The following is a 26,439-nucleotide window of genomic DNA, read 5'->3' as shown; positions in this document are numbered from 1 at the left end:
TAGCACCAAACCCCACTGGATAACCCGACGAAACCCAGGCTCAAAGCTTGCGAAAGCGACTTCCGAACCTGGGTTTCCTGGGTTTGTTGCTTGTTGCTTGCTCTCGAGCGAGCTGATCTTCCCTGAGCTTAGCGTAATTGCGGACCGCGACGTCGAGAGTGCAACCCATGACCTGCGGGATCTCATAGATCGAGTAGCCTTCTGTGGTGAGGCCGCGAAGGCACCGGTTATGGCGGAAGGTCATAGGACTGACGTCCTGATACCCGGCCTTGAGGCCAATCTTCTTCACCAAAAAGTGGTAATGCTGCCGGGTTTTTCGCCTCATTTTCAGGAAGTTCTCGATGATCTTGACGCGGTCGTTCGGTACCAGCGCTTGAAGCGTCTTCCTGGTCTTCGGCCGAACCCATCGAATGTAGGTTTTCCCGCCCTGCCGGATCAGGTTCTCAGGACCGAGCTCGCACATGCTTGAGACGTGCATGCCGGTTAGATCGAAGATGGTGACCAAGCCGCGCTCCTCGTCATCGTTGCAGGAACCCATCATCCTGAGGTAGAAGTTTTCGTCCAGTATTGGGAATTTGGTACTGCCCATATCTATCTCTTATAGGAACATTTTACCTATTTAGGTAATAACTTTCGTTCTAGTTAATAGTATTGATATCTGTCGCCCAGGGCAATGAAAGAGATCAATGACATGACTACAATTCATGATACTAGCAACCTTTATCTTGATAGCTGGTGCCTTAGCCCCTGATGCCCGCCGATTTACGCGATCAAAAGAACTTTGCTAACACATACTTCGGAAAATCTCTTTTCGAAATCTCTGAGGATGATGTTAGCGATTTCGTTATGAGGAAGATTGAAGAGAACTTGACGCTTGAATATAAAGGCATTAAGGCACTAACTAAGCGAGCCGAAATTGGAAAAGAGATTTCTGCTTTTGCGAACTCGTCAGGTGGCCTTCTCTTAGTTGGCATATCCGAACAGAATGCCAGAGATGGTCGGAGTAAGATCCCGGTAGGCATAGAGGGGAATAATGAAAAATGTTACACAAAAGAGTGGTTTAGTCAGGTCATATTGTCAGGCATTCAGCCTCATGTGAACGATATTGACGTTGTATCAATCCAAATAGACAATGGAACAAGTAATATTTTCATCGTCGATGTCCCGTCGAGCCCATTCAGTCCGCACATGTCCTGTTGCGACGACCACCAGTATTACGAGAGGATTGGGGCTAGGTCAGAGCCTATGGAGCACTATCAGGTCGATTACCATTTCGGCAAGAGGCTGAGGCCCGACCTAAGGCCGCAGTTGATCGTTAGCAAGGATCCATCTGGCCGACACCTCCTTCAACTATCAGTCAGGATTAAGAACGATGGCAGATCTCTCGCAAAGTGGCCCTTCATCAAGATCGAGTTCTTCGGTTGCCATTTATTTGAAGACCTCATCAATCCCAAGGTGAATGAGAGATATATTGGTCACGGGCAATTGCCATGGCCATTTGTTCAATTCACGAGCTCGGAAATGGCCATATATTCCAATGTGATGATAGATCTTTTCGATGTTTACCTAGCTACAACCAGTGACTATATTGCATTCCGGTTAAGCGTTTGCGGAGAGGATGTGGTATCGAAGAGTTTTATTGGATTTGCATATAGGCCCAAGCTAGTGGGGCAAATAGAAAAAAGTCCCAAACCTGTAGAGATGCCTGTTTTTCCTATTGAGGACATAAATGATACGATTGAATACCTAGTGACAATCGCTCCCAAGGCGACGGAAGATGGAAACACACCGACGCAGGGACGAAAAAGGGGGTTTGGATGGCTTTACCAACGACTGTTATTTGTTGACAAGAGTGATAAGGAGATAGATGAACTCATCGACAAACTTGAGGTCGAATATGAAGAAAGGTTTATGGCGATGATTGGTGACAAACAAATTAATCCCCCCAAATAATAGACCTCAGCAGGCCCCCCTCTCCTGTTGCACCTTACTGTCCCCCAAACTGTAGGCCAGCAATATCGATATACCGGAGTTCTTTACTATCCTACCTCTCAGTATAAAAAAAGGCAAGCGTTCAGCCCTTTTCAGATTGTTGTTCCTCGCTCAACGCCTGACACTTCTCTAGTGGAAAGGCAACATGTTGATGTTTCAACTAAATCCCTATCGATCTCGATGTAGGGCTTAATGCCAAAGACATCCCTGGCTCATAGCGCCGGGTCAGGGGAGTGGCGCAGGGTGCGGAGGTCCCCACTCATCGATCCCACTGAGGAAGGCGGTGTTTATCGATTGAATTCGAGAGGCTTTCTGGAGGCTTTGCTCCGTGTTCAATATCAAGTGGAATATGATGTGTAATTAAATATTACATAAAATATATGCTTGATTGGGAAGTTGGAGAATGGAGAGAATACTATCATTGGTTAGCGGAAGCGCTAATCGAGATGTTCCACTCCAACTTATTCATGGGGTGGGATTATTAGAAATGGGTCGATCCAAAAAAAGAGCATCATATACGGATTGTGTGTGGTTTTGGGCTGTCTTGCCATGTTGGTCCCTACCACCATGGCTCCAATGGTCTCGGCAGCATCAATAACTCCTCAGCCAAGCGGCGAGTTCAAGGGCGTTTCCCTAAGCGATACATTCAAAATGGACAAGACGGCGATTGGGCAGTCCATAACGAAAGGTGAACCGATAGTTCTTTCAATAGATGGCCAGAAAGTTTCATTCGTCCTTGAAGAGAAGGATATACTATCGTCCGATTTCTCCATATGTTATGCTAATGGTATGGGCTTTTCTAAGGCTCAAACAAGAGGGGAATTAAGGACATACATCGGTATCGAGCTGAGTGGTGCAAACCTAGTAACATCCAGCATAACGTCTGGAAAGATGCACTTTGCCGTCGATATGCCAAATGGCAAGACATATTATGTAGATGCGCTAGACGGAACCGGTCAATCAGGATATTACGCAGCATATGCAGCTGGAGATATTAACAACCCTGTGAGTCTGGATGGGAGTGCTGCGGTCACGGTTCCTGTGTCAACTCAATCTGGAAGTACTTATGTCCCTGTGGCGACGTCTATCTCTGCATCCGAGGAGTCATCGACCGGCAATTCTTCCGGCACTGTAGCACCTCAGGATGGTACGAGGGAAGCGGTGGCTTCAGATTGTTCAGTCCAAGGAAGCGGAGCTAATGTTGTTCAAACTATGGCAGCATACTCAAATGAGAGAACAACTTATAAGTCTGAGGTCTTCGTAGCGTGTGACTACACCTACTGGAGCACACATCAATATTGGTGGTCAGATATCGTGACCCCTTTCTTCGATATCGAAGCGAGGTTTGAGCAGCAGACCGGTATATATCAACATATCTCAAGGGCAGTACAGTTGCCCAATGACGTTTGTACATCAACAGATTCAGCAACCCTCCTGGAACAATTCAGATCGTATCTTATTACGCCTGGTAACGTGGCGGCGAGTGAAAGGGACTCTGCAATACTGTGTTCCGGTAAAACCCTCTCAGGCGGAATTGTAAAAGCATACGAGACCGGTGCCGGGCTCAAATTACTCTATGGATCGGACTATGATGGGTATGGATGCGCTGTCATGCAGATGATGCCCACCTCGCCACAGAACGAGTGGTTGATGGGACACGGCCTAGCGCTTACATACAATGCTGATGAAGCCTATGGCCAATACAATGGTGGTTCAGCGACTTGGATGTATGGCACATACTATTCTACATCGACCCTAAATTTTGAAACAGCTAACATCGCTCGAATGAAATCCTGGTCGTGTGAAGTCCTACCCATGCGATATATTAACTATGGACCATCCGCGGCTGAGACAAGGGCCGGATTGAACATTATAGCAAAGAATATGGAGGTGTCGACAACAGACAACGTTTTCACCGTTGGTAGTCAAGTGACAGCTAGGTTTGATATCGAAAATCTCGGCGGCACATCTAAGACATTCAATACGATCTCCCTTGTAGTTAGGGATAGCAATGGGAATGCTTGGAATATCGGATTCCAAGGACCCATCACTATCAATGCAGGATCTCAGTACTCTTACTCATACACCTTTGCAGCTCAGTTCTCTGGTGAATATACACTCTGGCCGACCTTCAATTACCAGGGAACTACTGGAGTGAGCGAGTGGTTGGATATCCATCCAACTTTTTATTATCAGCTGAGCTCTTGGCAGAACCATGCTACATCTGGATACAGCACTGATCTCTTCTATCGTTGGGGCTTATACTCTACGGTAGCAAATCCGGTGCAGGGGAGCACGGTCCACGCTTCGTTTACTGTGTTCAATACCAACTCAGGAACCGGGTCCGACAATTATCAACAGATTGGCCTGGGTATCAGGAACCCAAGCAATACTGCCCTATCGGCCGGCCTAATAGCCTCCACGCTCACTCAGAAAGCCGGCGGCGTGGTGGGAGGGGGACAGCACATAGTTGTCGATACAACTCTTCAAAGTCCAGCGGGAATCTGGAAATTCTGGCCAATCTATGAGACTTCGGCAGGGAACTGGGGTCCAGTCTGGGCTCCGATGTACATCAACACTGGCTATAGTTTCGCAGGTTACATCACTGATAGTACAACGGGGAATCCGATCGTTGGCGCTACCGTAACCTGCCCCGGCCACGGCTCATATGTCACCGATACCAATGGCTTCTACGCGATAAGTACCGGAGCGTCCGGCAGCTTCGCATTTACTGCGACGGCTACTAACTACAATTCTCACTCTGGTACAGGTATCGCCGGACAGTATGCTGGGTACGGCAATAGCAGCTTTACAATGAGCTATACTGGGACTTCGGTTAACATTGCGGGCCACATCTATGATGCGGTAAGTGGTGAAGCAATAGCCAATGCTACAATTACCACTAGAAGCGGTACGCTATACACGGACATCAACGGCTACTACTTGATGCCGGGATGCCATGTTGGTAACGTCATTGCCGTAACCGTGAGCAAGACCCACTTTGTCGATGTAACCGCGCCGGTACAAGTGGCATCGACAACATTCGATCTCCGTCTGGGACGGGACTCAATGGCAAATCGGTCCTTCGGCGTTGACGAGACGACTGCATTGGCCCATGCGATCAATGCTTACATCAATAACGTTGCTGGAGAGGCAGGCTTGAATATGAACTTCCCCGGCCCAGGAGGTTATATGAGCATCACGGGATGTAGCAACGAGGCCACGTTCTGGGATAAGTACTTCGAATATTGTCAATACTATGACATTGACCTGGTTCGGGTAGGAGCCGCCGATTTATGGGGAACAAGTATACAGTATGATGCATGGAAAAACCATACCACCGATAACAAATATCCCGATATGCTAGTGGCCATGTGCGACCGATCCTATGCCCATAATGTCAAGATCGTGCTCGTCATAGCCGGATCTGCGAATAATAAAAGCAACGATCCCATATTTGCTTTCAACAAAGCCAGTAATCCGTTTGATAATACCACTGCGGCCTATTGGGAATACATACGGTATGCCAACAGTACTATGGGCATCCTAAACAACATGACCTTATCTCATAGGCCCATTATGATCGACTTGTGGAACGAGCCAGATCATAATCATGCCAATTACATATATTGGCATAATAGGATAGGTCTATTCCATGGGTGGTCTAATGGTGTGGCACGTCAGACTAGCGGGCACAACCAAGGATACCTTAGGACGATGGGGACAGCAGTTCAAGCTAACATGACTGACAATAACACGATTGATAGCTCGAGCCCGACGAATAAAGCTAATCTTACTCTGGTAATGAACACCGGTCTCGAGGTATGGCAAGCCCACCTATACAGGACCGACAACGGAGTTACTTCTTATCAGGTGAACGCATTGACCAATTGTTCTGCTGGCCACCCTCTCTTTTGGGGAGAGGTCGGATTGGAGAATTGGAATAGAAATACGTACATGGAGCAGAAGATCTATGCGAATGGTTGGACCTATGTGTGCAGCATGATGCTATATAACGCCACTGCCGACTATCCATATGCGGGGGTGGCACCAGAGTAGGCCCCCCATAACAGAGAGAAGGCCTATCGGATTAGCTGTGCCTTGAAGAGAGGTTAGCAGTAAGCTGGCTGCTTCAGCAGATGGGCCGATTCCCTATATACGGGCGCAAGTGGATTAACTCCGTAAGTGGTCTACCTGGCATCGTGATGAATATCCTCAAATCCTTTTTACCTATTATATCGGAACATGATGTCTCATAGCACACATCTTGAGTATCTTTCTTAGCATGTAACTCATGCTATCGGATCCCGAAGCGATGAGGGTCGCATTGCAACTCGATGTGGTTATGCGAGCTTAAGAAGGCCCCAACCACATCCCAATCGTGAGTTGGAGAGACACAGTCCACGGCCAGCGGCATAGGCTGGGCTACTCCCCAACAGACCCATGATTGCCATTCACAAACCTGAGGATACCGATGGAGACCGACCCTAAGGCCGCCCCATGTTCAGCCCCACCACCAACAGAAAAAATTAAAAGGAGGGGGGGCGGGGTGCCGCATCATTCCCATTGCTATTGAAATATTAACTGGACTCGATCTTTCTTTGGCTCTCCCAGCGGCCCCGGCTTGAAACGCTCGAATAGGGCACGGCCTATTTTTATCGGTTTCTCGGGGATGGCATGTAGCCTCTTGGATTCATCATAGCCATATCTTGACAAGAATTCATCATAGCGTTCAAAGTCATCCTCGGACAGATGTATTCTCAGGCCTTCGTCCCTAATCTGGGATGATACCACAACTACCGCCTTCCATAGCGTAGCAAATTGGCAGAACTCATCAGCATTTTTCAGAATGTCTTTCAGTCCCGAGGGGTTACTGCTATAGCCGACGCCATCGACCAAGGCCATAATCAATGGTCGGTTATTGGGGAATTTTTCTTGGAATTTTTGTACGGCAGTAATGATTTCCAAGGAGTCTTTGCTTTCCCCATACTGACCAATGGCCGCGGTGTGAACCGTAGATTTAAAACATACGGCTGGACTGGACTCGCTGGGAACGATGACATCAAAGGATTCACCAAAAATCTGTATGTCTCCGCATAGCGGATTACTCACCTTCTCCTCGGGCACAAATGGGATGCCTGTGGCCCTAAACGCCATTGCCAGCCTTTGTTCGCAAGCATGGCCCCCCCGCTTTGCTTTTTCCTGGCGGATGTAGCCAGGCCAAGTAGCCCTGTTTAGCGCTGAGATAACATCCGGTGTAACGACCTCCAGAGGCTCAATAACAATACCGAATCTCTCGGCGATGACCGTTAAAGCTGGAATCCATAACTTCTCTCGTTTTGGCAAGGTCTTCGTCTCATGAGGGACGACGATATCGATTTCAGATGCGATTTTTCGAAGGTCGGTAAGTATCTTGCTTCTTGTAAGGCCCGATAGTTGCAGGACAAGGTAAAGGAACCTGCCATCTACCCATATCTTTGAGCCCCTGTCAATAATCTGTTTTACACCCTCTATGTCTCCTTTTTTTGAACAGATGGCCATTTTTATTATCTCAGCCATCATATCCATGGGTATTTCGTCTGGAACATCAAAGCCTTCCAAAATTGGCTCATTTACATGATCCCAGACGTTGTCCCAAAATTCCTTAACATCTTCCCCATTGCTAGGCACGAACAGCCAGAATAGCCATTTAATTATTATTCGGATTCCATACTAAAAGAATCCAATCATACACATCTCGGCAAGTATTTATTGGTCGTTCAGGATACCTGGATGTGCCCAAGGTCCAAGTAACATTAAGCGACGAGCAATTGAGACTAATAGAGAAGTTCCGCGGAAAGATGGGCAACACTCAGGCAACCATAATCAAGAATATCGTTCTTGCCTGGTTGGCCGAAAAATCATTCATTTCAGACTCGGTCAAGAAAGAGAATCCGGACACTTTCGCCCGGAGGAAGTAGGATGGTTAAGTCGTTCTCACTCGATGATCAGACCATATTTCTCTCGTCCAGCGAGGACATGAGCATGGTCGATACAAACGCCGTCAATCTGATAATAACCTCCCCGCCATACTGGAACTTGAAAGATTACGGACATCCGAATCAAATCGGCCAAGAGGACTACAAAAGTTATCTGGCGAGGATGAACAAGGTCTGGAGCGAGTGTGCGAGGGTCTCCACGAACAATGCCATATTAGCAATCAACATCGGCAATAGGCGGGCTGAGGGACGGTATTATCCTATCGGATGGGACATTTATTGCGCCATGCCCCCCGAGTGGAAGCTCATCGACAATATTATCTGGTACATCCCCAACGCTCTACCCCAGTGCAAGTGGTACATAGAGAAGTTGTTCGACAATAAATATGAGAACGTCCTGATTTTTGCCAAGAACTATGACTATAACTACACCTTCAACAAGATACGTGTGAAGCAGAAGTACGCCGAGGCGGACCCTCGGGCGGACAACAAGAACCCCAAGGGGCGGTGCATCGGGAATGTAATCAGGATACCCGCGTACAGGCCCCCCAACATCAAGGAAATCGGCTATTATAAGGCGGGCTACCCGGAGGAGCTGGTCTTCTTCATCACCAGCACCTACTCGAATGAGGGTAACACCGTTCTAGATCCTTTCCTCGGCAGCGGGACGACCTTAAAGGTCGCCAAGACGATGAAGCGGAAGGGCATCGGCTTCGAGATTAACGATGCTCTAGAGCCGACCATACGGAAGAGGATTCTTGAAGAGTGGTCGCTGCCACCTTTCGAAAACCTAGACATTATCCACTCCTCGAACAACATACCGGGCATGAATGGGGTGACGAGGCGGCCGGACCTGGACAAGAAGAGTGGAAAAAAGGCAAAAGGACAAGGCCTGGACAAGTATATATGAGCGATTGTACGGCGGCCCGGCAGACCTACCGCACCTTCCTGTCCCTTACAATACCCTAACATGCCGGGGTGCTGGCCTATTGTAAATACCAGGCGCCGGCCTTTAGACAATATGCCCGCTCATGCAGCCGTTGCGGATGGCGCGGGGACATCCGCGAGACCAGGTTCCTCGAGGGCGAGACCATCCCTTTCCGCTGCCCGCTCTGCGATGCGTGGGCCTACTCACTAAGTGGCAAGGACAGGACCGGGCGGTCGCACTGAGGCGGTGCTATACACGCCAAGCTCATTGCGGGGCGATAACAGGGCGCCGTAGCATGATGGCAATAGAATGGAATATGCGGCGTTAACCACATCCCCGTAGCATGGGCCCCACATTGCCAAGTGTCTCAGAATGTTGGCTTGGAAGAGCGCGAAGGTCGAGCTAAACTCGATGCTCCACACATACTATCCTCATTTGGAAGCCGATTACACCACTCAGGCATTAGAACACGACGGATTCGTAAGTGCGGTGGAATCATTCATCAGGCATGTAGAGTGCGGACCATTGCGATGTATTGCATAATAAGGAATCCAATCATGCCAATCAATCACGAAAATTCCTTTTAGAAAAATGTCAACGATTGGGTGCTTCCACCAGTTTTGTACCGTTATCGAGACCGATGCCCGGAAAATCTATTATTAATTTATTACAAAAAAAGGCCTGCCTCAGTTCGATAGGAACTCCTAAGACTGTCTATTACGGAGTGTTAGGACACCCAGGGTCTTTGTCATTCTTCTTCCTTTGTAACTCATCCAACCGCCTTGCCATTCCTGGTGATTTGTGCCTCGCCGACCGGAGTTGCACTGACAGTTGCATCCCCCGAACCAAGGGCAGCCGAGGATGCACGCGGACGCGTCCGGCCATTGAGCATCGATGAGCGCCCAAGCTCTACGGGCATCGTTAGTTCGTCCAATCTTGCAGTCTTCGAGATCTCGGATGATCTATTACATGAACTTAGGCTGGGACGAGGTGTTGACATGCTTTCCGGCAGGGTGGGTGAATCTGGGGAAAAGTACTCATTAACAGATTAACAAGCCATGAACGGGTTGAGAATGCAGCCTGTTAATCATTGGTCAGTTGTCACGGGAATGCGCAATATTAACAGAATAACAGGTTTCCCAAATTTTTATTAAAAAGTAAGGAGAGAAATAATGGAGTAGCCGGGGACTCTTAGATGAATAAAAAGAAGGGGTTTATCCAGCGCCTCGCTCTGTTCCCGAATAATCGCTATTGAAACCTAGAATGATTGACTGGCTGCCCGACATATTAAGTCCGGGCAGACCCACCATATTTCCCATCCAGATATCTGATTTTTTAACTTTGCTTCCTCCTACTCTTCCTTATCGACTTTGGTGGGACGTCCGATTGGTCCGCCATTTTCGTAAAGACCTGCTCAATTCCATAAATACCGCACCGGTTTTAATCCTGACAGGGTAAGCACTGGTGGTGGGGGCGCCCCTACATTCTGATATTTATGAAACGCTACAATGCCGACGTCGCCATATTCATGCCATGATGGCCGGCCCCACTGTCTGGACTGCTGGCGGCACCCACGAGCCGTTCAGCGCGGAATCCTGTGGCCAGTACATACGCAATATGAACATGAATCCGCCTGACGGAGCGGGAAGCCAGTTGGACTCTTTCTCAGCCCCGGGAGATGTTTGTTGGATGTAGATATCAAGCGACCCATCCGGGTTGTACTTTGGGTTACCGCTGTGCGATGTGATCGCATACTGGCTGAGTGGATTGGTTACGAAATGACCCTCGCTGTCGTACAGGGTGACAGACCAGAACGCGTTGACGGGCGGGATGCTTTCTTTCGCAAAGTGTAGCACATAGTTGTTCCCGCCGGAGTAGGGGACATCTGTTGCATTAGCGAACGACCACCAGTAAAGGGCATCTTCCTGGAGGTTGCCAGCACTGTTCCCCGATGCTAAGCCGGCGCGAAGGGCGTAGTCCGTCCCGAAGGCACCCATGCTGTGCGTGATGTTCCAACCATTTGCTACGACAACGCCTGGCCAGTGAGCCTCCGCAGCAGTGACTTGGGCAATGCCGTCCTGAGTGCCCTGGACGATCGCCTCTTGCATTGTAGCGCTCAGGCCATCCCAATCAAATGGCTTGCCCGGAATGATGCCGATGCGTGCGATCTGATCAATAACGGCCGCATCAATGCTGGGTGGGGGATAGCTGCCCATGGCAGAGGTCAAACGGCCGTAGAATTCGTCGGAGGTCATATTCGCAACATAAGCAGCGCTCGTGGAAGCACTAGCATTGGGGATCACGTTGGTATTCACCGGTACGGTGGTCGGCGGCGTGTAGTGTGTTCCCCACGCACTCAGGGGGATGATTGTTATGTTGTCTAAAAAAGCCGTATTTTCAGTAAGATCGGCAGGACCGTCCTGCTGGGTCCGTCCCGCTAGCATGATAGTAGTCGTCGTAGATTGGATCTTAGTCATATTCGAGGGGAGTGTCCCGTTCCACCCGGGAGCAACTAGGACGAAATTGCCCGATCCATTCCCGGTGGTGCGTGGCCCTATTGAAGGGAGATCATTCGTCCACATATCTTCCAGCATCAACACATAGTACCGGCCGCTCGAGGCGGGAACGCTCAGCACCATCGGTTCTGTTGTCAGATTAAACCAGCCCCCGACATAGCCCCCGTCAACGTACGGATAGGGAGCGGTATGCAGCTGTTCGATCTGTTGTTCCCGGTATGGTCTCAGGACCTGGTTGATGGGTATCAGGCCGTGCACATGATCCGGCGTCGACACAGCCGTTTGGTGTTCCTCCCAGACGTCCATAAACACGAGTGGGTAGCCGTAGACATACGCTGCCGCTGCGATCTGCCGCGCCTCCGCCGATGTAGGCGTACCGCTCGTCGTTGGAAGCGTGATCCCGCCGATCGTTTGAGTGGTAGATCGTGCTGGTTGCACGAGTCCGACCACCCAGATTCCAGCGATTACTATAATGATAACGACAAGAATGCCTAGTAGCCTGAGTGGCCTCACGTGGAATAATTGACGACCCGTTTATCTATATTTTACGGATTGAGAAAATCTATTTTTTCCTCATCATACGGTCCTTTATCTTCGAACGACCACGCGAAGGTGCATGTAGATGTCTGATTCGATAGCGCCTATGTGGCCTGAATTGCCAGGAATGCGAGACATATAGAGCTACGAAAGCTGATGACCAGGAATGGAGGGAGCGGTTGGTCAAGAATTGGGCCGACGGGAGAGCTGAGCACGCGCCAGAAGATATCGAGTGCGAAGGATGCAAGTCCGCTAGGATTTCTGGCTACTGCCGAGAACTCTGCTCGGTGAGGCCCTGTGCTATGGCGAAGCGTGTCGACACCTGTGCCGAGTGCGTAGAGTTACCATGCGGCAAACTGAAGGTGTACCTGTCTACGGATCCCGTCGCGGCGAAGAACATCGGAGATCAGAAGGAATCTGATTCAAAGGCGCTTCAATATTGAAAATGTGGAAAAGGCTTACCAGCACGTTGCCTAGAACATTGCCTGATTGCTACTGATCTAGACAATGAGACATCTGGCTGGTTGATGATATGTGTTCGCAGACCCACCAACTTCCCATTCCCAAATAATTTGCGAAAAGTCGCTTTTTGTCGTTGATCATGTAGCTTGGTCCTTGGAGCCAGTGTTTATCGATTTAGCGCTTTGAATATGCAGATATGTGGCGAAACCAACGATTATTTTCTCATGCCAGCTGAAGCAAGTCCAATGTCGTCCTCATGGTTCGCTTCGCCCATCTATCTTGGCACTGTCTCAGGGGAGATGAGATCGCTCATGGAACGGTTGATGTTTCCATATCTGGTATACGACGCAGCCGGTTCCACGTTATTCCAACGTAAGATACGCACTGGCCTGATCTATACCATGGGAATTGATGAGGCCTGGATGAAAGAGATGTCCATTGATCGCCACATCGCGCTCAATGAAAACATCGTGAAGAGAGTTTTAGGTTCGGCCGAATCGCTCGCCTCCACCGACATATACTAGTTTGATGATGTTTGATGATTATTCTATAGATACGTGGCTACAAGGTTTGACGGCGAGGCAAAGGCAAGGAGGCGGAAAAAAGTGTTTCCCCAGGATTGCCAAAGAGCCTTCGACCTGGGGACGCGGCTCGTGAAAGGATGAGGGCATTATCCCAGGGTCCACTCATCGGACACCTCTGGCACTCCGGCCAGGCCGTTGACCATTAAGTCATAAAAGCTGTTGAATCAGATGGAACAATATTTTCATTCCCTCCCTTATGAAGCTTATCGAACTCATCCTTGACGACAAGACACCTCTGAGATGACTTCCTCTCCAGTTAAGAGCGCTCAACGGTAGTTCGGACCATATCAAAACGGGCTGTGCATGAGATGGTGCGATCGACATTTCACTGTCAATCATCGATGAGATCATGGAGGAAACCCAATAAGAAATCCGGTAGGCCATATGTGCCAGCCATGAGGCTTAGGGGAGCCCCGCGTGTAAAAGGACCCTGCCAGCATCCTCTTGATAAGGCCGTTCGAAATTCGAATAAGGATATTTCAGAAAACAATCCAAATGTCTAATTTGGCGCCTGTTGCAAATATATTTGTACACCTTCTACATACGATGATTCGCCAGCCGGGCGCCTTCTTCCCGAAAAACATACGGCATCGAGTTTTCGGACGTCTTCCTCCGGCGGGCGTTTGGGCGTCTGGCTGGCAATGTTGTTGCGTTATAGGCCGGGAAGGAGGCTCTGATAGCTGGGCATGTTCGGTCTCATGTTTCGAAGAACTTCCCGGCCCAATAATCATGGATAGGGCCCAAAGATATGGAGGTTACCCACATGTTTATTGTAGGGCGCATTTCAGACAATAGACCAACTGATGGCCCATTTTGTAATAACACAAGGCCCATTGTACGGCTTGTTGATTTGAGATCGCCTCCCCGATCAGAAATAATTGGTTAAAGCTCTTCCATCAGTGGGTCTTTAACCCATTTATTGCTGATCGGTAGGATCCCAACTTCATCATTCCACTCATCATGCGCTGACGTTCATTACCTGTGTTTTCTCCATGCATGTGGTTGGAAACCGACCTTATGACCGGTCCACCAGGGTCACGATCATTTCGAACATTTTCTCAAGATCGGTGAGGACCACATATTCGTTCACGGTCTTCGTCTGGACGGAATTGCCTGGGCCACAAATGCATATGTTAGGAATTGAAGGGATCAGATGACTCGCTTCGGTCGAGACCTCGAACAGCTGGGCTTTCCTTCCTGCCAACTCCTCGACCTCTTTGACCAACGGGACCTCCGGATCCACCTTTAACGGCTCCACCCGTTTCAGTATCTCTGTCAGATGATTTGTGTTGGCCAGAGCCCCCTCGACCAGCCGGATGGCATCATCGGTCGAGGATTCGGTCAGTATCTCCAGTGCCGCATGGCAGGAGACTACCGGGCCATAAGGATCCTTTCTTTTTCCGCCCCTAATCAACCCAACTCGAAGCCATTGCTTGTCCTGGAGCAGAGGCTTGCTTTGACTCAGGTTGCTGAGGAATTTGGACATATCAACTATGCTGTCCTCACTAGCGACGGTAACGTTCATGGCGACATATCCTACCTGACCGAAGGCAGGCATCATGTTGGTGGGCGCGAGGATGAGTACCCCCTTGCTCGCCATCAATCGAGGATCACGTACCGTCATTTGTGATCCGATCTGATCCCTCAATCCATCGGCAGTAAGAACAATAGTGTATGGTACATCCCAAGGAGCCATCCTTTGAGCGGCCCATATCAGGGCGGCCAAGGCTCCCTTCATATCCGAGGCTCCCCGCCCGTAGATGAAGTCAAGGGCAGCAACGCCTTGGAGGTCGCTCTCCATGTCCCCCTCAGGGGCGGTATCTAGGTGCCCCCAAAAGACCAAACCGCCCTTCCCCTTGGAAGCGATCAGTGCCACCGGGTCCGCATCCTCGTCCTCTATCATTGAGAGGGCCAGGTTCGCGCCCTTCAGCTTCTTCTCCACATAGTTCATCGTGGAGGCGAGACCTTTTTTCTTAGCTCCATTCCACTGCAGGAGATCGATCAGTATCTGCCGTATTTCATAGGCATCATCGATGCTGCAGTTGAGGTTGCGTTCTTCAGAGAGATCTCCCGGAGGCGACACGAAACCAATCTCCTCGCTCTCAGGATTCTCACCATCTCCTTGATCATCATGCTGCTCTTCACAAGTTGCCTGGACGTCAGTTGCAGATGGCGCATTTACTGTTTCTGCCAGCACATCGTGCTCATCAACCACCACAACGTCGGTGTGCTCATCGGGCATCACATCCTCTGGCTCGGGGGCCTCGAGGAATGCCTTCCTCCAGGACTGGATGGTCTTGGGACCGATCCCGATGATGTTGTCGATCATTGCATCGGACTTCGAATCATCCAGAAGGGCCTCCTTCATGTCAGCAAGGGATGTTATTCCCATCTCTTTCAGCGGCTCGGTAAAAGCGGCCCTGTAGTTCGGTAGGTCTGATAGCTCGCCATTTGACTTGCGTTCCGCGACTGACATGTGAGAATCCCCAATTGTTGAACATCGATTCGACCGGGCGATTATAAATTTTATGAAATGTTAGAATTGTCGATATATGAAGATGTATGTTCAGTACTTACTCATCCATTCAGGTTCAACGTCGTCCCGATGGCCTCGGCAAGCATTACCCGTGCCAGATTCCACGATGCTCAATCATCCATTCTTGTGAATCCACCCTCGGTCCTCCCGGCTTCGGCATCATCCGTTCGTATGACCCGTCCGCTTTCATCCACCGACCCTTGACATTGTCGTCAAGATGGATTTGGAGTATATGGTCGAGAATATTCTTCCTTATCCTTTCGTCCTGAACTGGGAAGAGTATCTCGATCCTCTTGTTGAGATTTCTCGGCATCAGATCGGAGGAACCGAGCAATATCTCATCATTACCCCCGTTGCGAAAGTAGTATATTCGGCTGTGCTCAAGGAACCGGCCGACGATGGATGTCACCCTTATATTCTCGCTTATGCCCTTGATCCCCGGACGTAGACAGCACATGCCGCGTATGTTGAGGTCTATCTTCACCCCTGCTACGGATGCTCGGTAGAGAGCATCGATGATCTCCTTGTCGATCAGTGCATTCAATTTGAATGCAATACGGCCATTGCCTGATGCCCTATGCTGCTGGATCTCTCGGGATATCCTATGCAACATCCCGCGCCGGAGCGAGAATGGCGAGACCAATAGTTTCCTGTACTCTTCCTTCCTCGAGAGGCCTGTCAGTGCGTTAAATAGGTCAGATACATCAGCAGCGATGTCGGGATCGCACGTTATGTATCCCAGGTCTCCATATGTTCGCGCCGTCTGGGCGTTGTAGTTACCGGAGCTGAGATGACATATGCGCACGATCCCCTTCTTCGTCCGTCGAACGATGAGACACATCTTCGCATGCACCTTGAGGTTCACCAGACCATAAACGACATGGACGCCGGCATGTTCAAGACGGCGAGCCCAACCGATATTGGCCTGCTCATCGAACCTGGCCTTAAGCTCCACCACCGCGGACACGGCTTTTTGATTATGTCGCGCTTCCACCAAAGCCTCGATCATCGGCGAGGACACGTCGATCCTGTACAGCGTTATCTTGATGGCCAGGACATCCGGGTCCCTGGAGGCGCGCCTTATGAGATTTACGATGGGCTGGAAGCTATCGTACGGGTGATACAGGATCTCATCATGATGGCATATTTCACCCAGGACGTCCCTGTGCTCGGAGAGAGACGCAGGAATGTTCGGTATGAAAGGAATATCCTTCAGGTCCTGCCTGTTGATCCCATGCAGTTGCCATAGATCGACCAATCCCAGAGGACAATCAGACCGATAGACGGCATCAGGCGACAGCCCCAATTTGTTCGCTAACATCTCCGCGACGCTGGATGGCATTGCATTATCGATCTCCAGACGGGAAGGGAGCCCCGCTTTTCGGGTCTCCAGGCCCTCCTCGACCGCCGTGAGCAGGTCCGACTCCTCGTCAAGCTCTAAAAGGAGCTCAGCATCACGGGTCACTCGGAACGGATAAGTTGCCTCGATAACCAGGCCGGGAAAGCATCGGTCCATATTAGCGGCTATCAGGTCTTCGAGGAGAATGAGATCGACCTCCCTGTCATCGTTTACGGTCTTGCCCTTAAGCTGAGATAGATCAACGAACCTGGGGAAAAGGCCGATGGGTATCTTCAGGCGAGCGAACTTCTTGTTTCCGTCGGGATCGATGACCACAACTGCCAAGCTCAGCGTGGAGCTGGAAATGAAGGGGAACGGATGGGAGATGTCGAATACCAGAGGGGTAAGTGCTGGAAAAATATCACTCTCGAAATATTCCCGGAGACTTGCCTTCGTTTCCTCATCCAGATCGGCCAATTTTCGGATCCTGATCCCTTTGTCCCATAATTTGGGCACTAGGTCGTGATTCCATAGGTCACTGTATTGGTCGATGAGGGCCATAGCTTTGGATCTGATTTCCTTGATCTGAGCTTGGGGCGATAGGCCGTCCAGAGGAGGTTCCAAGGCTCCTTTTTCCACCTGCCTACATATGCCAGGGACACGGACCATGAAGAATTCATCTAAGTTGCTGCCACAGATGGCAAGGAATTTTACACGCTCCAGCAGAGGTTGATTTTCACATGCTGCTTCATCGAAGATGCGATGATTGAAATTCAACCAGCTGAGCTCCCTGTTGATGTATAGCTTGGGATCTTCTGGCAAATCGGTTTTTTCGGAGATGGCAATCTCTGTTACTGTCGCCGAGCATGTTCTTGTGTCATCATTTATTGTCATCGATGGCCCCCAACTAACTCCCCGCCTTGATTTGTCTCAAGTCCAATTAGTCCCAGTCAAATACCATTGTTAAATTACTCTGCAGGCTGTTGATCCTGTTCACTATTGTGCAATCATCCGGATATCTAGATATTGCTCGGCCGTTAGAATTATTAGGATAAAGCCGGTATTATTTACCTTCATATATGCAACACTTTCAGCATATCAGAATATTTTCATCACATTCTTGTAGTGATTGAACTGCCATTTTGAAGGGTACATGGAATAAATATGCGCCATCGATACGACAGTACAACAAATGTTGGAACATACTTTCAGAGCACTAAGCTTATGTGCCAAACTATTGGTGGAGTATCGTTCCTGACCAGAACAAATCTACAGGCGAGAAGATCAGAACGTCTGTAGATCATCGGACCACCTTACCATTTCTGGTCAGGAAAACTCTTCTCATGCATTCAATGATCGATCCTTTCTACTTTGTCGGCTTGTTAAAAACCTGCATACGGGCACTATTGAGGCATACTTGAGTTAAAAAGAGAAGTTGATGGTTGATGGCCGCATGGAGCTGAAAAGGCAAAAATTTGGTCCATATTGGCTTATCGATTAACGACCGGATCGCTCGATGACCATCTTGATGGTCTCGGCGTCCCCTTGAACAAGCCCATAGCGGCCGTCCACCGTGTACTCGAGCATCAGCGTGTGCTCGGTTGAATGATGAAGGCCCTTTTCATCCACCCATCTAAGATATGTCCCTACCTTGGTTCGGTCAATGCCCTTAATAACGATCTTGTTAGGCATGCTCATTCCCTTCTGTATCTCCCATCTTACAACCAAGCGAACATCGATAACCATTGTGTCCAGACATCATATGCAGGCCCTTATTCTACTATCCCGTACTTGCTGTAATAAAAACCAATTGCCAATCTTTAATCGATGGCTGCGAATGAAGTAATCGGGCCAGGAGGCTTCTTCGCGATCCGGTATCCAAAAACTAAGTTGGCCACACTACTTCCCGCGTACAAGAAAATGATCATGTACACGGCAATCTCCGTGATCGCCTTCGTAAGTATCCTGATATTGATTGTGACCATAATGGGCGTCATTGACGCCATAATCAACAACGATCTGATCAGCTCGACCAAGCACACCGTTCTGAACATCATCGGCAATTTTCTTCTTTTGGTGGTCTGCGTCGAACTGCTGGATACTCTTTATGCGTATGCGATTAAACAAAAGATACACGTAGAGATCGTAATTCTAGTGACCTTGACCGCCGTGTCTAGAGAACTGATAGTTTTTGATTACAACACTGTGAGCAGCCTTGTCCTGGTTGGTATCGGGGTAGCTATTATCGCCCTATCGTCGTCCTATTATCTTATCCGCAAGAGTAGGACGAACAGGGACCGGCATATCTCCCACGAAGAATGAAATTTGCCGGGACTATCATTTTTCAAACCTGAACGATCCAGATGGGGCGGGATTTGTGGATTGGAAGATGTGATAGAAGACTCGAACCGCATCTGCATTGTGATGAGTTATGGCCGGAAGCGAACCGGGCCCCCATATTAATCACGGCGCAATGTGATTTGAAGGTTCATTGGAGCATATTTAGCGGCGTATGCCTAGCGTGGATCTGTCGGTGACAGCTTTCACAGACCACCATCAGGTTCTTAGGATGGTCTGAGCCATTATGGCACTTCCAAACGATGTGATGCACCTGGATATTGATGGGCCGATCTCCGCAGATTTGACAGGTACGATCATCACGGCTCAGGACGTAGTTTCTGATGCGTTGCCACATCCAGAGCTTGATCCAATCATCGACGCCAAGATAGGGATCCACGCGGCTGCCCTTCGGCGACCATGACGGATTGTTGCTGATTATCCGTTCCAGCAGCACGATGCCTTCGTGCTCGAATTCCATGGTGTTGCCAATATCACAAGCCATAGACTGATTGGAAATTGTTGTGCTGGACTCTAGAACATTTGCCAATTACTATATGTATTAAAACTCAAACATGTATTGTAATGGCAAGAAGCTGATATTGGCGGTAGACCAGCGAGTGAACGAGATCTAGCTATGAAAAACTGAGAACCAAATCTTGCTGTCAGAATTGTACTATGTAGGAGAGTTACTATTCCTTTTGGTCAGCCTTCAGAAAGTCTTGATGATGGCCTCGTGGTCACCTGATCCTAGATGTTCTTAACAGACGGCGTTCTTGGATCGGACGCTAAGTTTTTGCTGTTCCTCTGAGGGGGGTGGTCGATACAAAATCCTCGATTGTGGTTTGATATACTCTCCTCATTGCCACCATCTCATTCACCAACTTTGCATACCCGCTCTGATGCTCCCATCCAGGTTTGTCCTCCAACCTCAATTTCTTGCCGCTAGGGCGTATCGCATGCATGACCCCATTCTCACTACGTAGCTCAGGCATGTCGTCCCAAGCAAGGCCTTTCGCGAGGGCGTAGTCAACAGCCTTCCTGAACATCCTTAAGCTCGGGTCTATGCATCGTCCATCCCACATGTTCTCACCCTTTCTTATTCCGCTTGCCTTATCCAAGGACACAACCCCCCCATTGCAATTTTTCTTCTGAAGACCTGCAGATGTTCATCTTGCTCAGAGTAATCATCGATAAGACTTCAAATCGTCCAAAGGAGAAAAAATAGAAAAGAATTCGAATGGAGAGTACATTCAGCGCCTTAGCCCGCCATACGGTCGGGGCATCCGGTTCGAGGCGGGCTGGGAATCACTAAGTTCTCATTCTCGACCTATTCTACTAAGGCACTCAAATTCATTTGGACTTCATCCTCACGAAGGTACCTTCACGACAGCTCTGATACTTTCCATGATCAAGTCGGCGACCTCCTTGGGGTGGGAAACCATGACGACGTGACTGGATTGAATCTCTGCCGTGGGGGCTCTCATCCTCCCAGCGAACATCCGCTCGGCGTCTGGGGGAATCACCTGGTCATTTGAAGCAACGATGTACCAAGAGGGGATCGACCTCCAAGCTGGCGCGGTCATCACGGTCTTAAAGGTGGCAGCCGAGAGCGGCTGCTGGACCGCATACATGACATTGGCCTTCGTCCGATCGACATCCGCAGCGAAATAGCTGACGAAATCGGCCTGGGGGAGCCATGCGAACCCCTGGGAATCAACATGCATGTGAGCTATAGCGGGCGGTGAAGGTCCCTGCGCGAGAAGGCCTTCCAGGGTTTCTCCCTCATCAAGTCCGAAGGCTGCGACATATACCAAACCAGTGACATTGGGGGCATCCCTGCCAAGCGCGGTGATTATCATGCCGCCGTACGAATGCCCAACCAGAAGGGTCGGACCATCTTGGAGGGCCAGCACTTCGCGCAGTTTGGCGACGTCGTCTGCCAGCGAGGTCAGGGGGAACTGCGGGGCTGTGACATTGAAGCCAGCCGCTTGGAGACGCTCGATCACTCCGCTCCAGCTCGTTCCGTCTGCCCATGCACCGTGCACCAAAACAATATTTCTCTCGTTCATTTCATATCCTCTTATCGATGCTGTGGGCATCGTCTCGAAGAAAAACCTATCACGTTGCAATCGCAGTCAGCTTACATTATGGCCAGAAAAACGCGCACCATGACATCGTTTTTATTCGAGATAACGCGGACATATGTGCGCTATGTTGAATAGGCCAAGGCCGCGCTCTGGCCGAAGGGCAAACCCCCAGCCAATTCAAATAAGTTACTTCACATATCATCCACCATGAGGTCCATATTGGTCCTTCGCTCTTACCATCATCGCAACACCGAAAAGATCGCCAAGGTCTTTGCGGAGGTGCTTGATGCCCGAATTGTCGAGCCGCAAGACACAGGCCTGGAAGAGCTTGGACAATGTGACCTGATAGGCTTCGGTTCGGGGATCTACGATGGAAAGCATCATGTGGATCTGCTGAAACTTGCCGATAGAATGCCTTCGTCCGATAACAAGAAGGTCTTCCTTTTTTCGACCAGTTGGGACAAGAGGATCGACCTGATCCACTCCCAGCTCAGAAAGAGATTGGTACCTAAAGGCTATATCATCATTGATGAGTTCAATTGTGGAGGCTTCAACACCAACAGCTTCCTCAAATACTTCGGAGGGCTGAACAAGGGACGGCCTAATGCTGAGGACCTCAAGCGCGCTCAAGTGTTCGCCCAAGGGTTGAAGGGCAAGATGGGGACCCAATAAACGATCTGGGACGAGAAAGGGCTTGCTCGAGCTGGATGTTCAAGGCCCATGCAAGCAATTCTCCGTTGATGTCCGACTGACCTGCCCCATATCCTATTGTGGCTGAGCTCATAGATGGACCTGAGAAGCCAGAGCGAGCGCTCCCGGAAGGACGATAATTATTGCCTTCGTATCCGAATGGCCTGTGCCCGCCCTATCGACTGCAGCTCACCGCATCATTCGATTAAGGAATTTGCACCCCGCCAACCTCTCGGTTCGCTTCCTCAAGGCGTAGCAAGTCCAGCAGACCCAGTCTCACCATGTGAACAATAATACAATGCAGTAGCAGACCACTGGATCTGCAATTCCGGACCTATTTGCTGCTGACCTTTGCTCACTTATGTGAACTACCTTCATTATCGATGGTCTTCCGCCCCCACTCACCTGCTACGATCATCAGGAGAATCAGGGACGCTATCGCCACGATCATGACCGTTACCGCCACGAGTGGCCGATCGATGAAATTGACTCCAGATATCAGAATGCCTGCCGAAATGTTCCTGTTCGCGGTACTAAGTCCGAACACCCGCCTGGTGTTCGTGTCATGTCCTCCAGAGAAGTATCCGACCACCAATGCGATTATCGCAAAGATTATTGAGAACCCGATGGCGCCAGTCCCGAAGGTGCTGACAATATCGCTCCAGTAGAGGGCAAAGACCAGGAAGAGTAGAAGAAAGATGCTCAGTGTATTGACTGGTACCAATAGTTTCGCGGCCTGCTCGGCGAACGACTCATAACGAAACCTGATCAATAGTCCGATGAGGAGCGGGGCCAGCATGAGAAATACCAAAGGTTTAGCCACGTCCCATGCGTTGACCGTGATGCCTGGAATAACCAATGGAAGCATGATCGGCAGCACGATTATGGTCGCTACCATGAGCAACGTCATGATGCCAACCCCCATGGCGATATCCCCCTTGGCATGTTGAACGATCATTGGGATGAATGGAGCACCGGATGCAAATGCCAGGATCGTAATTCCCAGTCTGATATCTTCCGGCAGCTGGATGATGTATGTGAGAGAGATTATGATCGCCGGAACGATAACGAAATTAGCCACCAGTATCAGAACGTCCAAACGCCAATTCCCCAATGCCTTGGTGATCTTAGCGGGGGTCAGCTTGAGCCCCATAGCAAGCATGGTCCCCACCACAAAGACCAGGGCGAATACCGAGAGCAATAACTCCCCGAGATCGGCCATATTCCCTCTGAAATAATACTTCAATTGGGCATACTTAACCATATTCTAGGCACAATATATGGCCGTACTTCGCCACAACCTTCTGATCTGCCGCAAACATGGGCGTCCTCACAAGTGTTTTTAAGGCGTCACATCCTGGAGAGAGTCGCTGCTAGCCCTTGGCATGCGGGCCTGGATGTATCTCCTGCCGCAAGCGTAAACGGCTGCGGTGGCCGATTATGCTGGCTGCCCATTCTTCTCACTCAAGCATTCAGCCATTCGATGATCGCGGCATTGACTGCGTCTGGTTTCTCAACGGTGGACAGATGGCCACATCCTGGCACCACCACGAGGTGGGAGTCCAGTATGTTGGCATACATCTCTCGCGCCAATCCCGGCGGAGTCAGTGCGTCTTCCTCCCCCACCAGCACCAGCGTCGGGCAATCGATCTTTGAAAGTAGTGGTCGTGAGTCCTTCCTGGACATGAGCGCTTTCTGCTGGCGCACGAAAGCATCTGATCCGGTTTCGTGTGCCATGTCGCGCACGACCTTCATCAGGCCCTCGTCCTTCATGCTATGTCGACACAGAAACTTGGGCATCATGATATCGACTACGTCGTCGAGCTTACCCGCTTTAGCCAGCAAGATTAATTGTTCGCGGCCAGCCCTCTGCTCCGGTGGATCGGGGCGCGCGGAGGTGTCGAGCAATGCCAGCCTGGCAATGCGCTCCGGAGCTAGCCGCATCATCGCGAAGGCGATGTAGCCGCCCATGGATAAACCTGCGAGCGCGAAGCGCGGCGGCGCGTCTTTGAGAATGCGTGCTGCGATAGCTTCCATCGTGTCGCCGTGACGGTGATCGGCAACTGTGATCTGTCCGTGCGGCCACAGCGCTGCAATCTGAGCCGCAAAAAGCCTGGCGCTACACAGCAACCCGGGCACAAGAACGAGCGGCATTGATCGCGTCATCATCCAACCACGGGAGCGCCTCCATAATAGAGATGATGATATTTTCCAGCATGTGGGGTCCTTCGGAAAAAAAGTCTGAGATGAGGACGAACCTCATCCGTTCGTAGTTGCTCTGTATCGGGGGACGGCTAACCTTCTTCAATACCTCGACGAACTATTCTCTAAGTCAGGCCTTTTTTCCTCTTGTTGCGGTAGATGACCAAACCGATGGCTAGCAATGCCGCTGCCGCGACCACCGCCGTGCCGATCATTGCAGCATCGCTTGGACCAGGAACTGTGCTGGCCTCGGAGCCGGTCCCGCCTGGGCCGGCGGGCGTGGTGCCGTTGTTGGGCGAGTTGACGGCGCTATTGGCGTTGTCGGTGCTGGCGCCGCTGCTATTCTCAGCACTACTGCTTGTGGTACTGAGCTCGTGCTGGATGTCCGGTTCGAGATCGTTCTTAATGGCATCCTCGGCAATCAGCACCTTGTCCCCGATGTACACCTCGGGAACCACTGGGTTCTGGACCCCATAGCGGTGATTGAATTGCTGGAAAAGCGCCTGGTTGGTGCTGTTGTAGTAAATCTCGTACCTTTCAAAATCGACCTGAGGATATTTTACGGAGAGGCGATCTATTACTGGCTCAGCGATCACGCAATGGGGGCAGCCGTTCCCATAGAAAAAGTATACGGTGACGGTCTGGCTCTGACCGTTTCCGCTGGAAGCGTTGGTGGACAACGAGCCTGGGTCGCTATCCGTTTGCGTTGCCGTGAGCGCGCCGGTGCCTAATGCAACAAGGCCAGTTGCGGATACTATCACGAGAACCAGCGTCAATACGAGGATCCTGTTGAGGCTCGGTCTCAAGTCATCACCACTGCCTCAGTTGTCCTGCGAGCTAATGCCTTATATTGTTAGCGTAGGCCGACGAAGATGGCCTACTCTGAGTTACTCCAGATCCATCAACGTCGAATGGCGTGTTCGGCGGGGGTAGGACCATTCAGTCCATGCACTAACATCGCGATGTCAGGATCCGCGCTCGCAAGAAGAGATACGGCTCACGATGTCCTCAGTGAGACATCCTATGGTGTAGAGCATCAAGACCGCGAGCCTCATACTGATAAGCGCCTCTTATGTCGGGTCGGCGAGGTCCCACTCCGGGCTTGAGGGATGGCTTGGCCAAGCATCTTTACAAATATGGCGAGCAGCCTAGCAATAATCGCCGATCTACGACAGCTCTCCCTTGGCGATTGAGGATCAGGGAACGACGCTCAGTCCTTGGCGATTGAGGATCGGGGAGTGAGTCATGAGATGTGTCATAGATCGGTGCCTCTCACATTTACATAGCGATAGGACCGACCTCTAGTTGAACAAGGATCGAGAGAACGAATGAGGCCGATGCCACAAATAAAAAAGCACCCACATTTTCACTGGATTGGTAATAACAATGTGCTCGCCAAGAAATTTACCAAACAAAGGAAAAACGAAGAAGGGGTTTAGGAGCTTGCCGTCACGTTCACTTCAGGCACCACTCCCGAGATCTGCCCTAGATTGACCATGCTGTCTATGTCCAGCAACATGATCAGCTTGTCCTTGAGCTTGCAGATCCCGACGAGATAGGAGCGGTCGAGCGATGATGCGAGAGTTTTCGGAGGCGGGGAGATGCTCGATCTCGGTACTCGCAGAACATCCTCCACCGCATCGACGACCATCCCGATCTGGGTCTCCCCCACCTCGGCGATTATGATCCGGGATTTATCGGTGATACCGCTCTCCATATCGATGCCGAACCGCTTCTTGAGGTCGATCACCGTGGTGATCTGCCCGCGCAGGTTCATGACCCCGACGATATAGTCGGCCATCATCGGCACCTTGGTGATATCCTTCACCTTCCCTATCTCCCGGATCTGGGAGACCTTCACCCCGAAGGTCTCCTTGCCCAAGATGAAGGAGACGAGCTGCTCCTCGTCCCCATTGAGCTCTACCTTTTCCCTCTTTCTTCTGGCCAAGGTATCGCCCCTTAGACCGAGGCCTTTATGCCTCTCTTGCCGAGCGCCTCTTTCACCTTCTGGGGAACCTTGGGAGCCTCATTCGTTCTCGGTTTGACGTTCACTGGCGGCTTGGCGATCGGCCGCGACTTGGGGGCAGGGGAGGGGGCCGGAGCCTCCGCCTCCTTGCCCGCCTCATCGATGATGAAGGTCCCTGCCACCCGCTGGAGGTTCACGGCCATCTCGCTGAGCGACTGCGCCCTGGCGGTCATGTCCTCCATGCTCGCCGTGAGCTCCTGGGTGGACGACGCCGACTCCTCG

The 26,439-nt window shown here is 50.5% G+C and carries 20 protein-coding genes; 6 read left to right on the top strand and 14 right to left on the bottom strand.

Annotation, left to right across the window (positions count from 1 at the left end):
- Positions 1-40: 40 nt before the first annotated feature.
- Positions 41-589 (bottom strand): hypothetical protein, encoded by a 549-nt coding sequence (locus SA339_07155; GenBank protein MDW5562989.1) that lies wholly within the window; start codon positions 587-589, stop codon positions 41-43.
- A 161-nt stretch (positions 590-750) separates the two neighbouring features.
- Here SA339_07155 and SA339_07150 point away from each other — a divergent pair, with 161 nt between their 5' ends.
- Positions 751-1,953 (top strand): ATP-binding protein, encoded by a 1,203-nt coding sequence (locus SA339_07150; GenBank protein ID MDW5562988.1) that lies wholly within the window; start codon positions 751-753, stop codon positions 1,951-1,953.
- A 588-nt stretch (positions 1,954-2,541) separates the two neighbouring features.
- The gene (locus tag SA339_07145) at positions 2,542-6,051 is read left to right on the top strand and encodes a hypothetical protein (protein MDW5562987.1); all 3,510 of its coding nucleotides are present in this window, start codon (positions 2,542-2,544) and stop codon (positions 6,049-6,051) included.
- 510 nt (positions 6,052-6,561) lie between these two features.
- On the opposite strand, the gene SA339_07140 is transcribed toward SA339_07145, so the two are convergent.
- Positions 6,562-7,662 carry a hypothetical protein gene (locus SA339_07140; protein ID MDW5562986.1) on the bottom strand — a complete coding sequence of 367 codons (1,101 nt, stop codon included), beginning with the start codon at positions 7,660-7,662 and terminating at the stop codon, positions 6,562-6,564.
- A gap of 291 nt (positions 7,663-7,953) precedes the next feature.
- Here SA339_07140 and SA339_07135 point away from each other — a divergent pair, with 291 nt between their 5' ends.
- Positions 7,954-8,880, top strand: coding sequence for a site-specific DNA-methyltransferase (locus tag SA339_07135; protein ID MDW5562985.1), 927 nt, complete (start codon positions 7,954-7,956; stop codon positions 8,878-8,880).
- 1,544 nt (positions 8,881-10,424) lie between these two features.
- Here SA339_07135 and SA339_07130 read toward each other — a convergent pair.
- Entirely contained in the window at positions 10,425-11,720 is a 1,296-nt protein-coding gene (locus SA339_07130) for a DUF1214 domain-containing protein (GenBank protein MDW5562984.1), read from the bottom strand.
- An 839-nt stretch (positions 11,721-12,559) separates the two neighbouring features.
- On the opposite strand from SA339_07130, the gene SA339_07125 reads away from it, so the two are divergent.
- Entirely contained in the window at positions 12,560-12,937 is a 378-nt protein-coding gene (locus SA339_07125; protein MDW5562983.1) for a hypothetical protein, read from the top strand.
- 1,075 nt (positions 12,938-14,012) lie between these two features.
- On the opposite strand, the gene SA339_07120 is transcribed toward SA339_07125, so the two are convergent.
- From SA339_07120 to SA339_07110, 3 genes are all read right to left on the bottom strand, one after another.
- Positions 14,013-15,473: a M20/M25/M40 family metallo-hydrolase gene (locus tag SA339_07120; protein ID MDW5562982.1), complete on the bottom strand. Its 1,461-nt coding sequence runs from the start codon at positions 15,471-15,473 to the stop codon at positions 14,013-14,015.
- A 145-nt stretch (positions 15,474-15,618) separates the two neighbouring features.
- Positions 15,619-17,766 (bottom strand): polyphosphate kinase 1, encoded by a 2,148-nt coding sequence (ppk1, locus tag SA339_07115; GenBank protein ID MDW5562981.1) that lies wholly within the window; start codon positions 17,764-17,766, stop codon positions 15,619-15,621.
- 603 nt (positions 17,767-18,369) lie between these two features.
- Positions 18,370-18,618, bottom strand: coding sequence for a hypothetical protein (locus tag SA339_07110; GenBank protein MDW5562980.1), 249 nt, complete (start codon positions 18,616-18,618; stop codon positions 18,370-18,372).
- 81 nt (positions 18,619-18,699) lie between these two features.
- Here SA339_07110 and SA339_07105 point away from each other — a divergent pair, with 81 nt between their 5' ends.
- The gene (locus SA339_07105) at positions 18,700-19,194 is read left to right on the top strand and encodes a phosphate-starvation-inducible PsiE family protein (protein ID MDW5562979.1); all 495 of its coding nucleotides are present in this window, start codon (positions 18,700-18,702) and stop codon (positions 19,192-19,194) included.
- Positions 19,195-19,360: 166 nt separating this feature from the next.
- On the opposite strand, the gene SA339_07100 is transcribed toward SA339_07105, so the two are convergent.
- The 3 genes from SA339_07100 to SA339_07090 all read right to left on the bottom strand — a co-directional run bounded on the left by SA339_07100 (position 19,361) and on the right by SA339_07090 (position 21,281).
- Positions 19,361-19,690, bottom strand: coding sequence for an HNH endonuclease (locus tag SA339_07100; protein ID MDW5562978.1), 330 nt, complete (start codon positions 19,688-19,690; stop codon positions 19,361-19,363).
- 307 nt (positions 19,691-19,997) lie between these two features.
- Positions 19,998-20,330, bottom strand: a complete 333-nt coding sequence (locus SA339_07095) for a hypothetical protein (protein MDW5562977.1) — start codon at positions 20,328-20,330, stop codon at positions 19,998-20,000.
- Positions 20,331-20,579: 249 nt separating this feature from the next.
- Positions 20,580-21,281, bottom strand: a complete 702-nt coding sequence (locus SA339_07090; GenBank protein MDW5562976.1) for an alpha/beta hydrolase — start codon at positions 21,279-21,281, stop codon at positions 20,580-20,582.
- Between the two features lie 225 nt (positions 21,282-21,506).
- Between SA339_07090 and SA339_07085 the strand changes: the two genes are divergently transcribed.
- Positions 21,507-21,971 (top strand): flavodoxin family protein, encoded by a 465-nt coding sequence (locus tag SA339_07085; GenBank protein ID MDW5562975.1) that lies wholly within the window; start codon positions 21,507-21,509, stop codon positions 21,969-21,971.
- 373 nt (positions 21,972-22,344) lie between these two features.
- On the opposite strand, the gene SA339_07080 is transcribed toward SA339_07085, so the two are convergent.
- From SA339_07080 to SA339_07060, 5 genes are all read right to left on the bottom strand, one after another.
- Positions 22,345-23,211 (bottom strand): bile acid:sodium symporter, encoded by an 867-nt coding sequence (locus SA339_07080; GenBank protein MDW5562974.1) that lies wholly within the window; start codon positions 23,209-23,211, stop codon positions 22,345-22,347.
- Between the two features lie 242 nt (positions 23,212-23,453).
- Positions 23,454-24,155, bottom strand: a complete 702-nt coding sequence (locus tag SA339_07075) for an alpha/beta fold hydrolase (GenBank protein MDW5562973.1) — start codon at positions 24,153-24,155, stop codon at positions 23,454-23,456.
- Positions 24,156-24,316: 161 nt separating this feature from the next.
- Positions 24,317-24,997 (bottom strand): thioredoxin family protein, encoded by a 681-nt coding sequence (locus SA339_07070; protein MDW5562972.1) that lies wholly within the window; start codon positions 24,995-24,997, stop codon positions 24,317-24,319.
- 629 nt (positions 24,998-25,626) lie between these two features.
- Positions 25,627-26,139, bottom strand: a complete 513-nt coding sequence (locus SA339_07065) for a chemotaxis protein CheW (GenBank protein MDW5562971.1) — start codon at positions 26,137-26,139, stop codon at positions 25,627-25,629.
- Positions 26,140-26,150: 11 nt separating this feature from the next.
- Positions 26,151-26,439: hypothetical protein (locus tag SA339_07060; GenBank protein MDW5562970.1), on the bottom strand; the 289-nt coding region annotated here is incomplete at its 5' end.

Origin of the sequence: Methanomassiliicoccus sp. (assembly GCA_033485155.1) — an archaeon.
Classification (GTDB): Archaea; Thermoplasmatota; Thermoplasmata; order Methanomassiliicoccales; family Methanomassiliicoccaceae; genus UBA6.
The sequence above is the reverse complement of the archived record's forward strand: the minus strand, read 5'-3'. Positions and strand labels throughout refer to the sequence as shown.

Bases quoted from the DNA above. Each gene is read 5' to 3' on its own strand.
- SA339_07130 (MDW5562984.1), bottom strand. From the start codon at position 11,720: ATGGACGTCTGGGAGGAACACCAAACGGCTGTGTCGACGCCGGATCAT.
- ppk1 (MDW5562981.1), bottom strand. From the start codon at position 17,766: ATGACAATAAATGATGACACAAGAACATGCTCGGCGACAGTAACAGAG.
- SA339_07145 (MDW5562987.1), top strand. From the start codon at position 2,542: ATGTTGGTCCCTACCACCATGGCTCCAATGGTCTCGGCAGCATCAATA.
- SA339_07085 (MDW5562975.1), top strand. From the start codon at position 21,507: ATGAGGTCCATATTGGTCCTTCGCTCTTACCATCATCGCAACACCGAA.
- SA339_07120 (MDW5562982.1), bottom strand. From the start codon at position 15,473: ATGTCAGTCGCGGAACGCAAGTCAAATGGCGAGCTATCAGACCTACCG.
- SA339_07105 (MDW5562979.1), top strand. From the start codon at position 18,700: ATGGCTGCGAATGAAGTAATCGGGCCAGGAGGCTTCTTCGCGATCCGG.
- SA339_07110 (MDW5562980.1), bottom strand. From the start codon at position 18,618: ATGGTTATCGATGTTCGCTTGGTTGTAAGATGGGAGATACAGAAGGGA.
- SA339_07100 (MDW5562978.1), bottom strand. From the start codon at position 19,690: ATGGAATTCGAGCACGAAGGCATCGTGCTGCTGGAACGGATAATCAGC.
- SA339_07080 (MDW5562974.1), bottom strand. From the start codon at position 23,211: ATGGCCGATCTCGGGGAGTTATTGCTCTCGGTATTCGCCCTGGTCTTT.
- SA339_07155 (MDW5562989.1), bottom strand. From the start codon at position 589: ATGGGCAGTACCAAATTCCCAATACTGGACGAAAACTTCTACCTCAGG.
- SA339_07075 (MDW5562973.1), bottom strand. From the start codon at position 24,155: ATGACGCGATCAATGCCGCTCGTTCTTGTGCCCGGGTTGCTGTGTAGC.
- SA339_07090 (MDW5562976.1), bottom strand. From the start codon at position 21,281: ATGAACGAGAGAAATATTGTTTTGGTGCACGGTGCATGGGCAGACGGA.
- SA339_07150 (MDW5562988.1), top strand. From the start codon at position 751: ATGCCCGCCGATTTACGCGATCAAAAGAACTTTGCTAACACATACTTC.
- SA339_07135 (MDW5562985.1), top strand. From the start codon at position 7,954: ATGGTTAAGTCGTTCTCACTCGATGATCAGACCATATTTCTCTCGTCC.